Below are 14744 nucleotides of genomic sequence, written 5' to 3'. Positions count from 1 at the left end.
AGATAAATCACGCTCTCCCTCTCCTTTTACTGCTCATTAATCACTCTTTTAATTAGATCACACCTTTCACGCTTAGGCGGTCTCAAAGCGTGATCCAGTTAAAGTAAAACGTTTTCACCGATTTTATTTAGTAAAACTTTTACTAATATATTTTCCAGATGCTCATAGAGCTGCATTTTGATTAGAACGTCGGCATCGCTAGCCGAGGGAGAATAAACGTGAACAACTGGGAAAACTTCCTTCATCTACATGAGAATCGTATGGCACCACGTGCTTACTTCTTCTCATACGACTCAGTTAAGACTGCCCAAACATTCCAGCGTGAGCTAAGTAGCCACTTTATGCTGTTGAGCGGCCAATGGAACTTCAACTTCTTCACTAACCCAATCTTGGTTCCTGAAGAGTTTTACTCACAAAAAATGGATCAGTGGGGACAAATTACCGTTCCTAACATGTGGCAAATGGAAGGCCACGGCGACCTTCAATACACAGACGAAGGTTTCCCATTCCCAATTGACGTCCCTTTCGTCCCATCCGATAACCCGACAGGTGCTTACCAACGCACTTTCACTCTGGGTGAAAACTGGAACGACAAACAAACCATCATCAAGTTCGACGGTGTAGAGACTTACTTTGAAGTGTATGTAAACGGTGAGTATGTTGGTTTCAGCAAAGGCAGCCGTCTAACCGCAGAATTCGACATTTCTAAGTATGTACAACAAGGTGACAACCTTCTTTCTGTGCGCGTGATGCAGTGGGCTGACTCTACGTACATTGAAGACCAAGATATGTGGTGGACTGCGGGTATCTTCCGTGATGTTTACCTTGTTGGTAAAGAGCAAGTTCACGTCCAAGATCTGACTGTTCGCACTGATTTCGCCGACGATTACCTTGCGGCGACCCTTTCTTGCCAAGTAGAACTTGAAAACTTAACCACCTTACAAGCTTCCGGCTATGCCCTTGATTACGCCCTAATGGATAAAGGTCAGGTTGTTGCACAAGGCTCATGTAGCAACCTGACTATCGACGACAAGGCGCAGACTCGCTTTGAGATTGAAATGGACAGCCCTACTCACTGGACGGCTGAAAATCCATACCTTTACCAACTGGTTGTAACCTTAAAAGACAACCTAGGTAAAACCCTTGAAGTTATCCCGCAACGCGTTGGTTTCCGCGACATTAAAGTGCGTGACGGCCTGTTCTACATCAACAACCAATACGTGATGCTGCACGGGGTAAACCGCCACGATAACGATCATCTAAAAGGTCGCGCTGTCGGCATTGATCGCGTCGAAAAAGATATCGTGCTGATGAAGCAACACAACATCAACTCAGTACGTACTGCGCACTACCCTAACGATCCTCGCTTCTACGAACTGTGTGATATTTACGGCCTATTCGTCATGGCGGAAACAGATGTCGAAACCCATGGCTTCGCGAACGTTGGCGATCTAAGCCGCATCACAAACGATGCTGCGTGGGAAGCGGTCTTCGTCGAGCGTGCCGAACGTCACGTTCATGCGCAGAAAAACCACCCTTCGATCATCATGTGGTCTCTAGGTAACGAGTCTGGTTACGGCTGTAATATCCGCTCTATGTACGAGGCAACTAAAGCAATCGACGATACGCGCCTAGTGCACTACGAAGAAGATCGTGACGCAGAGGTGGTGGATGTGATTTCAACTATGTACTCACGTGCTCAACTGATGAACTACTTCGGTGAATTCCCGCATGAAAAGCCGCGCATCATCTGTGAATACGCTCATGCTATGGGTAACGGCCCTGGTGGTTTAACCGAATATCAGAACGTGTTCTACAAACATGACCATATTCAAGGTCACTACGTGTGGGAATGGTGTGACCATGGCATTCTTGCTCGCGATGAGAAAGGCGAAACCTTCTACAAATACGGTGGTGACTACGGCGACTATCCAAACAACTACAACTTCTGTATGGATGGTTTAGTCTACCCAGATCAAACTCCGGGCCCGGGTTTAAAAGAGTACAAGCAGGTCATCGCACCGGTGAAAATACGCGCTATTGATGAGCAAGCGGGTAAGTTCATCGTTGAGAACAAACTTTGGTTTACCAACCTCAATGATTACACCATCACTGCTGATATTCGCGCTGAAGGTGAAACTCTGCGCACAGTTCAGTTCAAAGTGGAAGAGCTTGCAGCTAACTCAGAGCGCGAGATTGAAATCGCGATTCCTGAGCTTGATGAGCGTGAAGTCTTCATCAACTTCACAGTACGCAAAGATTCTCGCACGCTATACAGCGCTGCGAACCACGACATTGCGCTGTACCAATACCAGTTGAAAGAAAGCACTGCGACAGAGACTGCATTTAGCAACCACAACGCTACGCCACTTAACGTAGAAGAGAGTCGCCTAGACTACCTAGTCTCAGGTAACAACTTCGCGCTTAACTTCTCGAAAGTAAACGGCAAGCTGACTTCTTGGATTGTGAATGGCGAAGAGCTGATCAAGTCCCAGCCTAAGCTGAACTTCTTCAAACCAATGATCGACAACCACAAGCAAGAATATGAAGGTCTGTGGGAGCCAGCACATCTACAAATCATGCAAGAGCACTTCCGCACACTAAATGTTGAACAAGTGAACGGCAAAGTAGAAATCACGACCACCAGCATTATTGCTCCTCCTGTATTTGATTTCGGTATGCGCTGTGAATACCGCTACCAAATCAATGCTGAAGGGCAACTTAATGTTGAACTTAGCGGTGAGCGTTACGGTGACTACCCTCATGTCATTCCAGTGATTGGTTTAGACCTTGGCATCAATGGTGACTTCGACCAAGTGAAATACTATGGCCGCGGTCCTGAAGAGAACTACCAAGATAGCAAACAAGCCAACATGATTGATGTTTACCAAAGCACAGTTGCTGACATGTTTGAGAACTACCCGTTCCCACAAAACAACGGTAACCGCCAACATGTTCGCTGGGCCGCACTAACGAATCGCAATGGCACAGGTTTATTGGTTAAACCTCAGCAAGAAATCAACTTCAGCGCTTGGTTCTACACCAACCAAAACCTGCACCAAGCACAACATACGATTGAGCTAGAGAAGAGTGGTTACATCACACTAAATCTTGACCACAAGTTGATGGGTCTAGGTTCTAACTCTTGGGGTAGCGAAGTGCTTGATTCATACCGCGTCTACATGGACGAATTCCGATACGGACTGACCCTAATACCACTTCAAGCGGGTGACTGCAGTGCACAAATGATGGCGCAACACCGCTTCGAACAAGGTTTCTTTACTTCAACTACAGCAAATGAGGCTTAACCCATGATCGTGTTAGAGAGCTTAGAGCAATTCAAAGTGGTTTACCGCGATGGTCGTAAATGGAACCGCTGCGTGGAAGCAATCGACAACATCGCCAACATCAAAGATGGCGTGATGCATTCGATTGGAGACTCATTGGTATACATGATTGAAGACGGCACGGCTCGTCATACCGAAACCTTTGAAGGAAATCGCCGCTACTTCGATGTGCATTACTACCTAGAAGGTCGCGAAACCGTCGAGTTTGCTGACAAATCTCAACTAGAGCTTGTCGATGCTTATAGTGATGAAACCGACCGCGAATACCTAATCGGTAGTGGTGAACAACGCGAACTGCATGAAGGCCAAGTGGCGATTTTCGACAACAGCAAAGCTTACCGATTCCATGGTGATAACCGCGTACGCAAGGTCGTGCTCAAAGTCACCATTGAAGATGGTTACTTCCTAAATAAATAAACACAACACACTGGGCCAGTCTTTCTGGCCTAGCCAATAACTACTACAACCGGAGGCATCAAGGTCACAAAAGCATACATGGGCACTGGATTCTATCGCGACTTCGCATACTATGCGCGCAGGATGACAGAACGCTCAATAGCACTGTGACTTGATGTTCGAAGGGAATTGACGTGATTCATCGGAGGACACTATGTCTGAATCTATGCGCGGTAAGTTGGGCAAATTCGCCCTACTTTCCATGACATTTGCAGCGGTATTCAACGTTCGCAACATTGTAAACAACAACATCGAACTGGGTTTAAGCTCGGCACCTATCTTTTTGCTTGCAACCCTTGTCTACTTCATCCCGTTCGTCTTTATCATTGCTGAGTTTGTTTCAGCAAACAAAAATTCAGAGTCAGGCATGTATGACTGGCTGAAGAAGCCACTTGGCTCAAAAGCTGCTTACCTTGGCTCATTCCTATACTGGTTCGTAAACCTGTTCTGGTTCGTATCTCTACTGCCTAACGTTATTGCTTACGCATCATATGCAATGCTGGGCTACGAATACGCCTTCTCGCCTATGGTAACATCGGCAATCTCTATCGCACTATTTGCGGCGGCGACTCATATCTCAACCAAAGGCGCATCTTGGTTAGGTAAGATCTCTGAAATCGTTGCTTACGGCGTATTTGCCCTATTTGCTATCTACGTTATTGGTGCACTAATGGCACTGGGCGGTAACCACGAACCAGTACAACCAATCACACTTGAAGCGATGACACCAACCATCAACTGGGCAACACTAGGTATCATGTGTTGGATCTTCCAAGCAGCAGGCGGTGCTGAAACTGCAGCGGCTTACCTAAATGACGTAAAAGGCGGTCACAAATCATTCATCAAAGTGATCATCGCAGCTGGTGTTGCTATCGGTGCCATGTACGCAGTTGGCTCACTGCTAGTAAACGTATTCGTTGCACGTGAAGATCTGACATACGCCGGTGGTATGGTTGAAATCTTTACTGGTATGGCGCAGTACTTCAACCTCTCTGAGTCACTGGTTGGTCGCTTCGTAGGTATCATTCTATTCGTTGCGATGTTCGGCTCAATGATGATGTGGACAGCAGCACCGGTAAAAATCCACTTCTCTGAAATTCCAAAAGGCGTATACGGCGAGAAAACTACTGAGCTTAACGAACACGGCGTTCCTGTCCGCGCAGCTTGGTGGCAATTCGCGTTCGTCTTCGTGATGCTTATCGTCAACGGTTTCGGTTCAGAATCAGTACAAGACATGATGAACACGGCAATCAACCTAACGGCGGGTACCGCAATGCTGCCACCAATCTTCATCATGGTTGCTTACTTTGTCTTCCGTCTGAAACATGACGATACGCCACGTGACTTCCGCATGGGTACACGCAAACAAGGCATGGGTGTGGTATCAGTACTGATCACTATCTTCGTCGTTAGTATGACAGCATCGGCGTTCCCGACAGGTGTCGACCTTGTTAGAGCCTTCTTCATCAACGTGTTTATGACGGCTGTATTCTCTGGTCTAGCTTGGTGGTGGATCTCTCGCTTTGAGAAAAAACAGGCAAGCAAAGAAGTTAAGTTACAGGCAGCTAAACAAGCTTAGGATCTGTTGACCTAGCAACTCGCTTGCAAACCATTAATAAAACAAAAAGCCCTTACCATTTTGGTAAGGGCTTTTTAATGTCACATTAAGGTCGATACTGACTCATAGACAAGTGAGTCGCTGTTTCATCCGCAATGGCTTCGACAAGCTTGGTTCTAGATAATGTTCCATCCAATTAACTTGTCTTCATTCGGCGCGCCTTTTTTAAAATCATATTGGGACATGAAAACACTACCAGACATGACCTCAACAACCGCTTCCTGAGGGATCCCATTCTGTTTTGCCCACTCTCGCTGAGTTCGATAAGGTCGATGGATTCTCGCGCGATCAAAGACATCATTAACGTCAAAAAAATCGCTAGCTCTCATGCCACCAAGACTGGTATCTATCTTATATAAGTTCGTGTTTAGCACTTGTTGAGCAAAAACAGGATCGAGAGTACTCAGCATCCCATAGCTTCCGGTTGATACAAACTGGCTATGTTCCTTCACATTCATTCCTGGATTTGGGCGGTGAGCTGCAAAGGAATTCTTAACATGCTCGATCACCGACACATCACCGTTATGATTCCAAGGCTGAAAACCTGTTCGTTTGATCTCCTCAGGAGTACGTCTATCCCATCGATATACGTAGCGAGGTAGAGACTTGCCTCTGGCCTTACGCGCGACTATCCGTTTTATTCGACCAAAATCATCTGTAAATAGCATTTTTTCCCCGTAAATAACTAAGCAAACTTTTGGATATTATTGATTTTTATTATGTTTCGGCATCTTAACCTTTATTTTATAAATTCCATAGTCTTCAGTAGTGCTAAATATGACCTCGTTGACTTTTTCGACTATCCATATTCTCTGTGTCACTTAACGCTAATTAACAAATCGAAGACCAATCATTCCTGCAAGGAATCTCACTAATCTCGTCCCAACCTAAAACAAACTGAGAAGTAAAATTTTACTAAATACAGATCACAACTTAACTAGCAAGGAATTATAAACACTCCCATATGGCGATAAGATAGCGCCATCTAGTCGATAAAGCTGATCATTAGCCAACAGAGCACACCCCAACAGAATCAGCCAGATCGACTAGGATTATTCATCCATACTTAAGAAGTGATTGAAATGAGATTACATTTTACTAAAACTCTTTTATCGGGGTTAATTTTTGCTGCTATTAATGTCCATGCTGCGGAAAACGAAGCGAACCATAGCGAGACACCAACGCCCAAGTCAGATACTGAACTCAGTGTCGATTTTTATGGTGAGCTTGGTATTGGTGGCCACGTTGCCTTAGAAGGTGATAGCAAGGGCCGCTACTCCGACGGTACTTACATTGAAGGTGGTCTTGCCCTTCAATACGGCAATTGGTTTGGCCTTGCGTACATGGAAGGCTGGACAGTACAAGCTGATGACCAAGGTAATGCGTGGGCGACTGGCCACGGCTGGGGCGGCTTTGAAGGTGGCTTCAACCGTTTTTACGCAGGCTACCGCACTGACGGCAACACAGAATTTATGCTCGGCCGCATGGACTCCTCGCTTGATGATGTTCAATGGTGGGGCGATGCAACCGTGGAATACGGCTACGCAATTTCCAACACGCGCGATGTATTCTTCGGCGCAAAAATCCAAAATCTAGAAGGTAAATTCCGTTACAGCATTTCGGCAGCGCCTGAATCTGATTTCTCAGAAGATGACTCTTGGGTCAATTTTGGCAAGTACGATCATTTCGCCGATCAGTGGATCGACAAAAACGCCATGGTCAATGGTTATGTCCAATATGACATCGCAGAAGACCTGACTCTAATGGGTGGCGCTGAAGTACGTAACAATGATGGCGGCGAACTGTTCCTGATTGGTGCGGAATACAAAAATGTCGCGGCTCGCGTGTGGCACGACACCGATAAAGGCAACCAAGTTTCTGATGGCAGTGAATCAGGCTTTATGACCAGTACATGGTATGAAGCGGCTCCTGGCGTCTACCTATCTGCAGCCTACAACTACGCCAACTTCCAATCTGACAAAGCTGAAGACGAAATCACCTCTTACATCAACGCTGGTGTTTGGTGGGAATACGGCAACGGCACTTGGGCAACCGCCTTTGACAGCCGCTTCGCGGTCGGTGACGACAACGTGACTGGCGATGCACAAGTTTTCGCAATGCAATACTACTACTGGTAAACCGAGGATTAACCACATGACTTTACGTAAAACGCTTATCGCTTTAGCCGTTGGCTCTGTCGCTACTTTTTCTGGTTATAGCGTTGCAGATTCTGCTGACGCGCCACTACAAGCGGATCAATTTAAAAATGTGATTGATCGTACCGGCTCTCCAAAGTACATGCGTGACTATGATTTCGATGATCACCAACGTTTTAACCCTTTCTTTGATAAAGGCGCATGGCACGGTCACTTACTACCAGATTCTGCCGAGGGTATGGGTGGCTTCCCAGGTACCGCACTGCTGACCGAAGAATACATCAACTTTATGGCCAACAACTTTGACCGCCTGAGTGTATTTAAAGATGGCAAAAAAGTTGAATTTACCATGGAAGCGTACAGCCTTCCGGGCGCGTTGGTGCAAAAGCTCACGTCAGACGATGTGACGGTTGAGATGACACTTCGTTTCGCCACCAACCGTACCTCACTCCTAGAAACCAAGATAAACTCAGAAAGCCCTGTTGAGCTGGTTTGGGATGGTGAACTGCTTGAGAAATACCACGCTAAAGAAGGCAAACCTCAATCAGACAAGACCATTGATGAAAAGTACCCAGAGTACAACCGAACTTTGCAAGCAACAGATAATGGCCTAACCGTCACCTTTGGCAAAGTTCGTTCAACTTGGGATCTACTGACCTCTGGTGAGTCTGAGTACCAAATCCACAAGTCGATCAAAGCAGAGACTAAGGTTGATGGTCACCGCTTTGTATCCAAAGCAAAGGTTGATGGTTCTACGACTATCTACACCACATACAGCCATGTTCTAACTGCAGAAGAGAACAAAGCAGAACAAGGTAAGATCAGCGATATTCTTGCCAATCCACAAACGTATCTAAATGCCTCACAACAGCGCTGGGAAAACTACCTAGAGAAAGGTCTAACCAACCCGCACGCAACACCAGAGCAAGAGCGTGTTGCAGTGAAGTCGATGGAGACATTGAACGGTAACTGGCGCGGCGTGGCTGGTGCGATGAAGTTTGACTCAGTGACGCCTTCGGTGACTGCGCGTTGGTTCTCTGGTAACCAAACTTGGCCATGGGATACATGGAAGCAAGCCTACGCGATGGCGCACTTTAACCCTGATGTCGCGAAAGACAATATTCGCGCTATGTTTGCTTACCAGATTCAAGCCGATGACGCTGTGCGCCCTTGGGATGAAGGTTATGTGCCAGACCTGCTAGCATACAACCTTAGCCCTGAACGCGGTGGTGACGGAGGTAACTGGAACGAACGTAACACTAAGCCAAGTCTGGCCGCTTGGGCAGTTATGGAAGTCTACAAGACCACAGGTGATAAAGCGTGGATTGAAGAGATGTATCCAAAGCTAGTCGCTTACCACAACTGGTGGCTACGTAACCGTGACAACAATGGTAACGGCGTTCCAGAGTACGGCGCAGCGGTTGATAAAGCCCACAACACACCAGAAGGTGAGATGTACTTTACCGTGGTCCGTGGCGACAAACATGAAACGGTGATCGGTAAGAAAGCACTGGCTAAAGTGATGGAAGAAGGTAACTACGACTACATCGAAAGTCCAGCGCAAACCGCCGCTTCTTGGGAATCAGGACGTGACGACGCGGCTGTATTTGGCTTTATCGATAAAGAGCAGCTCGATGCTTATGTCGCTAAAGGTGGCAAGCGCAGTGACTGGGATGTTGAGTTCGCGCAAAACCGCTCTGAAGACGGCACGCTGCTAGGTTACTCGCTTCTACAGGAGTCGGTTGACCAAGCAAGCTATATGTACAGCGATAACCAATACCTTGCTCAAATGGCAGAAATGCTAGGCAAAAAAGAGGAAGCTAAAGAGTTCCACGCCAAAGCTGATCACTTAGCGAGCTACATCAATACTTGTATGTTCGATGAAAGTACAGGCTTCTTCTACGATATCCGTATCGAAGATAAACCACTGGCAAACGGCTGTGCAGGTAAACCGATTGTAGAGCGTGGCATGGGCCCTGAGGGCTGGTCACCACTGTTCAATGGTGCAGCAACTCAAGAGCACGCAGATTCTGTAGTGAAAGTGATGAAAGACACCAAGCAGTTCAACACTCATGTACCACTCGGAACAGCAGCACTCTCCAACCCAGCATTTGGCCCAGATATTTACTGGCGTGGACGCGTATGGGTAGATCAATTCTACTTTGGCCTAAAAGGAATGGACCGTTACGGCTACCGTGAAGATGCGATTGAGATGGCAACAGCATTCTTTAGCAACGCAGATGGCCTAGTACAAGATGGCCCAATTCGTGAGAACTACAACCCACTAACTGGCGCTCAGCAAGGTGCACCAAACTTCTCATGGAGTGCAGCTCACCTGTACATGCTATACAACGACTTCTTTACTGATGGTAAGTAAAGTAAACAATTAATCACAGGTTAACTAAACAAAGGGGACTTTATCAAAGTCCCCTTATTCTTTAGACAACTGGTCATCTTTTCTTGTAAAAAACGACTTTATCGCCAAATTTCTAACTATCTTTCTAAAGTCACCTAAACTGATTAAAGGTCAATATAAACAGTTAGATACTCTATGAAGGAAAACTCTTCACCATTCACTGCTTTGCTCATGTTAAGCCTTGTTGGGTTAGTTGTGTTTTCGTTCAACCTTTTTATACCTAGGCAGGAACTGCTCCTGCTCTACGACAGCAAACGTCTCTTTATCATTTTCGTACTGTCACTTTCTATGCTTATCTCTTGTTTTTCTAGACATACCGCCACAGCTATCAGTAATGAATATCAAAGCCTGCAAACGCATAATCGTATTTTACTACTCACCTTTATAGCCTTCACACTCATAGCCACTACTATAGGGAAATACCAACCAGCAGCAGCACTGCAATTGCTGTACGTATTAGGACTTTCCATTCTCCTTGTGCAGTTTAAACAAATCATCTACTCACAAAAGCTCAGAGTCTTGCAATACTTTATGTGGATTAGCGTGTTTCTACTATGTAGTGTTTTGGCTGGCTACTGGACTTGGTTAGCCCATGGTTTACCAGTTAATATTCACTCCATGTTTGGTTTCGCCAATGCGCGGTTTATAAATCAAATACATGTTTGGTTAGTCATCCCCACCGCCTATTTAGCTCTAATTCGAATACGCCGAAGTCAGAGTTCATGGTTACTGCGTTTGTTATTAGTTTTGTGCTTTACCGTCATTGTGGCAACAGATGCAAGAGGAGAGGCGATATCAGTGATTGGCGCTTTCGTGTTAATGATGATACTTGACCGCTCCAATCGTCGTATTTGGTGGAGGTTGCTATGGCAAAGCACAATCGCTGGCATTGTGATCAAGCTGCTCTTTCTATCCCCTATTCCGAGCTTTATTTTGGGCATACCCGCAGAGTGGCACACAATTCGAACAGGCAGTTCTGGACGAGTTCAAATATGGTTCGAGACGTGGGGAATGAGCACTTTCTGGGGGCTTGGAGCTGACACATTTGTTTGTGATAGCGAGACATTTGGTCGACCACATAACTTCCTATTGAACATACTCGTTCATTGGGGGGCAATTCCTGCATTAGCCTTTATTGGTGGCGGCTTATCCATCATCTGGCAACTCACCAGAGTCAAAAAGCGTTCAACACTGGTACTTGGTGTTTCACTTTTGTCTGGATTGGCCTATAGCTTAGTATCCGGCGTTTTAGACTCCCCCTTGAGTCAGTTGATTGCACTTATCTCTTTTTCTCTCTACTGGGCTCATATTGCTCAAGCTCAGCAGACGAATCAGCTCACGCAAACGCCGTCACTCTCTCATCGAATCATGTTATGCGGGATATCTATTCTAGTATTGTGCTCTATCAGCTATAGAGCCTACGAAAGACTCGAAAACTATCCCGTTGTCGAAGAAGGAGATGTCCCGAAGACACAATTCTGGCTAGGATATAACTGTCTAGAACGCCCATGGGAACCTTAATCACTTTACAACGCGTAATACTACATTACGTAGCCAGCGATTCTTTTCCTCATGTTGAAAAGCCTTGAGGTAGATTAGATTAATATCAAAGTCAGATACTTCTACAGGTGGCGTTACTGCTTTCAGAGCATGATTGTACATCTCCATCTCAGCGAAGCGTTTTGGCACAATACATGCTAACTCTCGACCAATCAACAGCCGACGAACCGTCAAAAAATTCCGCGACGCAGCCCCTACTCGTCTTTCATAACCATACTTAGCGAGCTCCTTATCTACCTTAGTCTGCAAACTACCATCAGGGCTCACTAAAGCGTGCTCAATACTGACAAACTCAGTCAATGAAACAGGTTCAGAGAATCGCACTACTTCGGGATCAAAAAGACATAAGTGCTGCTCTGTGTAGAGATGCTCTGAGGAGAAGCGGCGATTCAAACTATCAATACTACCAATGACCACATCAATTTTTTCTTTGTCGACCATTTCATGGTAATTGCCTCGGTTAACGTTATAAAAACTGATTTGAGCATGTGGAGCTTGACGTTTGATCTCATCAAATAAAACAGGGGCGAACAACTGCTCAGCATAATCCGTCAGACCTATTCGCCAAACACCCGAATAACTGCTAGGAGTAAAATGCTTTTTCACCAAAAGATCGTTTTTAATGTTCGCTAATAACTGGTCAATCACAGGTGCAATATCTTGGGAATGCTGGGTTGGTTCCATTTTGCTTCCTACTCGCTCAAACAGCGGGTCATCAAACAAAGTTCGCATTCGTTGTAAGGTGTGACTCATCGCCGACTGGCTGACAAAACAACGCTCCGCCGCCAAACTAACACTGCTCGACTGATACAAGGCTTGAAAAGCCACCAGCAGATTGAGGTCGACGCCTTTCCAATTAAACTCTTTCACCGAAGTCATCCCATATTATTCATAATGATCATTAAAACTATCAATTTGAGTCATTTTAGTTGATTCATTACATTATGGGCAGTATTTGTTAATCGAGTAACGTGACCATGTTGTCCATTTTTAAAACCTTTTTCTTATTAGGCTGGATTAGCTTTGGCGGTCCTGCAGCCCACATTGGCTACTTTCGCAATACCTTCGTTGAGAAACTTAAGTGGTTAGAAGATAAAGAGTACGCGCAAATTGTTGCGTTAAGCCAATTCTTACCGGGACCGGGGTCAAGCCAAGTCGGCTTTGCTTTAGGTTACAAGCGCGGTGGGTTACCGGGTGCTTGCATGGCGTTTATTGGTTTTACTTTGCCATCTGTACTGATCATGCTCGCTCTGGCAATACTGAGTAGCCAACTGACCGAAACCACACTGTTTCAAAACATTGTTCATGGCTTAAAGCTACTAGCGGTCGTAGTGGTCGCTGATGCCGCATGGGGAATGTACAAGAATTTCTGTAAAGAGAAGCTTTCGGTTAGCTTGTGTCTTATTACTGCAGTGGCGCTACTTGTTGTACCAAGTATTAGCACACAAATCGTCGTATTACTCTTTGCTGCCCTAGTCGGGATGAAGTTCCTTGGTAATCAAGAACAAAACTACACTGGTAAGTTTGAACCGTCGATTTTACCATTGGCTTTGTTTGGTCTGCTGATAATTGGCCTGCCTTTCGTTGCAGCAACGGTGCCGATGTTGGGGCTGTTTAACGACTTTTTCCAAGCCGGTAGCCTAGTGTTTGGTGGCGGCCATGTCGTGCTTCCATTGCTACAAAACATTGTTGGTGACCAACTAAGCCAAGATGCCTTCCTAACAGGCTATGCGGCAGCTCAAGCCGTTCCTGGCCCAATGTTCACTTTTGCTACCTATATTGGCTACGAGCTCATGCCTCAGTCACCGATTATTGGTGCTCTTGTTGCGACAATTGCGGTGTTTTTGCCCGGCTTCTTACTACTACTGGGAGTACTAAAAAACTGGCAATCACTGGCCAAGAACCCAAAAGTGTCTGGAGCGGTAAATGGCGTTAATGCAGCCGTTGTCGGCCTGTTAGTTGCCGCACTCTACCAACCTGTCTTTACCAGTGCTGTAGTCAACGCGTGGGATATTTCCTTGGTACTGATTGGTTTTTATCTACTCAAACAATTAAAACTACCAATCGTGTGGATGGTGGCTTTCTATGTCGCAGCGGGAATTGCCGGCGGCTATATCACTTAACGCTAGCAAGGCTTTAAATATAAAAAAAGGGAGAACTGAGTTCTCCCTTTTTTATCATTGCTTATCGGAGGCTTCACCTTCTCTGACTAAGGCTAAAGCTCGCTCTAAGTTCTCATTCGCGACCTTGTAGTAAGTACTCTTAGTATCAATCGCTTGTTGTAAATAAGGAATCGCCTGATCCGGCTTGCCTTGTAAAATCAGAAAATAACCAACATTGTTGAGCGCTTCTGGTTTATCCATATGACGAGAGAAAACATTGATCGCCCTAGTGATCTCCCCTTTTGCTAAATAGATCAAAGCAAGATTATTCAGTGCCTTATCATCACCGGGATCTTTATCTAATGCTTCTAGGGTAAATCTTTGCGCCTTCCGGTAGTCGCCAGACATATAAAACGAATAACCGACATTGGTTAATGTTTTCGCTGAGTTAGGCTCAATACTAAGTGCCTGCTTATAAAACGCCTGAGCCAATGAGTGATCTTTTTCCAGATCAGCAATGACCCCCAGTCCCATATAAGCAAACTCAGGGGATTTAGAATCACTTTTGAGCTCAGCGACCTCTTTGGAAGATTGAAGATCTTTGCTGACCAAGGTTTCACTGTTACCAAATCGAATTTGATCAGCATTTATCGCTTTCAAAAAGTAACTCTTACCCTGATTAATATCACCGCTCTTACTGTAAATAGAGCCTAGTTGCTCCAACACTTGAACATTATTAGGGTTCTCTTCCAGTGCTAATGAGTAAGCTTTATCCGCTAAAGGTAGATTGCCACGAGACTGGTGGATGCGGCCAATGTTATACAAAGAGCGATCTCTAAACTGACCATTTTCAAATGAAAGCGAGCGAATGTATTCATATAAGGCTAAATCGACATTTCCGGCACTGAGCGCGGTATCACCCCGCATTATCGCTTCTTTCTCTGTTTTAGGCGGTTCTTCAGACGATAAGGTATCAATTGGCTTACCATCATATAAGGAGGTATCAAGACTTGGTTCTTGCGATGCGCACGCAACTAATAACAACGTACTGAGAGTAGCAGTGACAACTTTTAATCCTTTCATAACCTG

Annotated in this window: 10 protein-coding genes; 7 read left to right on the top strand and 3 right to left on the bottom strand. The window is 45.6% G+C overall.

Features of this window, described 5'->3' with window-relative positions; all coding sequences use genetic code 11:
• Positions 1 to 218: 218 nt before the first annotated feature.
• The 3 genes from ebgA (at position 219) to ACHUFZ_RS09555 (ending at position 5382) form a co-directional block, all read left to right on the top strand.
• Complete coding sequence (ebgA, locus tag ACHUFZ_RS09565) at positions 219 to 3308, top strand: beta-galactosidase subunit alpha (RefSeq protein WP_394126995.1); 3090 nt, start codon at positions 219 to 221, stop codon at positions 3306 to 3308.
• Positions 3309 to 3311: 3 nt separating this feature from the next.
• Positions 3312 to 3764, top strand: a complete 453-nt coding sequence (locus ACHUFZ_RS09560) for a beta-galactosidase subunit beta (protein ID WP_394126994.1) — start codon at positions 3312 to 3314, stop codon at positions 3762 to 3764.
• Between the two features lie 193 nt (positions 3765 to 3957).
• A complete protein-coding gene (locus ACHUFZ_RS09555) occupies positions 3958 to 5382 on the top strand; it encodes an amino acid permease (protein WP_394126993.1) in 1425 nt (474 codons plus the stop codon).
• Positions 5383 to 5537: 155 nt separating this feature from the next.
• Here the strand turns inward: ACHUFZ_RS09555 and ACHUFZ_RS09550 are convergent, their stop codons facing one another.
• The gene (locus ACHUFZ_RS09550; protein ID WP_394126992.1) at positions 5538 to 6089 is read right to left on the bottom strand and encodes a scabin-related ADP-ribosyltransferase; all 552 of its coding nucleotides are present in this window, start codon (positions 6087 to 6089) and stop codon (positions 5538 to 5540) included.
• A gap of 414 nt (positions 6090 to 6503) precedes the next feature.
• Between ACHUFZ_RS09550 and ygjJ the strand changes: the two genes are divergently transcribed.
• The 3 genes from ygjJ (at position 6504) to ACHUFZ_RS09535 (ending at position 11514) form a co-directional block, all read left to right on the top strand.
• Complete coding sequence (ygjJ, locus tag ACHUFZ_RS09545; protein ID WP_394126991.1) at positions 6504 to 7559, top strand: protein YgjJ; 1056 nt, start codon at positions 6504 to 6506, stop codon at positions 7557 to 7559.
• Between the two features lie 16 nt (positions 7560 to 7575).
• The gene (ygjK, locus tag ACHUFZ_RS09540) at positions 7576 to 9954 is read left to right on the top strand and encodes an alpha-glucosidase (protein WP_394126990.1); all 2379 of its coding nucleotides are present in this window, start codon (positions 7576 to 7578) and stop codon (positions 9952 to 9954) included.
• A 174-nt stretch (positions 9955 to 10128) separates the two neighbouring features.
• Positions 10129 to 11514 (top strand): O-antigen ligase family protein, encoded by a 1386-nt coding sequence (locus ACHUFZ_RS09535; protein ID WP_394126989.1) that lies wholly within the window; start codon positions 10129 to 10131, stop codon positions 11512 to 11514.
• On the opposite strand, the gene ACHUFZ_RS09530 is transcribed toward ACHUFZ_RS09535, so the two are convergent.
• Entirely contained in the window at positions 11515 to 12423 is a 909-nt protein-coding gene (locus tag ACHUFZ_RS09530) for a LysR family transcriptional regulator (RefSeq protein ID WP_394126988.1), read from the bottom strand.
• A 107-nt stretch (positions 12424 to 12530) separates the two neighbouring features.
• On the opposite strand from ACHUFZ_RS09530, the gene chrA reads away from it, so the two are divergent.
• Positions 12531 to 13676, top strand: a complete 1146-nt coding sequence (chrA, locus tag ACHUFZ_RS09525) for a chromate efflux transporter (RefSeq protein WP_394126987.1) — start codon at positions 12531 to 12533, stop codon at positions 13674 to 13676.
• Positions 13677 to 13730: 54 nt separating this feature from the next.
• Here chrA and ACHUFZ_RS09520 read toward each other — a convergent pair whose 3' ends face one another.
• Positions 13731 to 14738, bottom strand: a complete 1008-nt coding sequence (locus ACHUFZ_RS09520; protein ID WP_394126986.1) for a tetratricopeptide repeat protein — start codon at positions 14736 to 14738, stop codon at positions 13731 to 13733.
• Positions 14739 to 14744: the final 6 nt, after the last annotated feature.

Source organism: Vibrio hepatarius (genome assembly GCF_043642085.1).
In the GTDB taxonomy this organism is placed as follows: domain Bacteria; phylum Pseudomonadota; class Gammaproteobacteria; order Enterobacterales; family Vibrionaceae; genus Vibrio; species Vibrio hepatarius_C.
The sequence above is the reverse complement of the archived record's forward strand: the minus strand, read 5'-3'. Positions and strand labels throughout refer to the sequence as shown.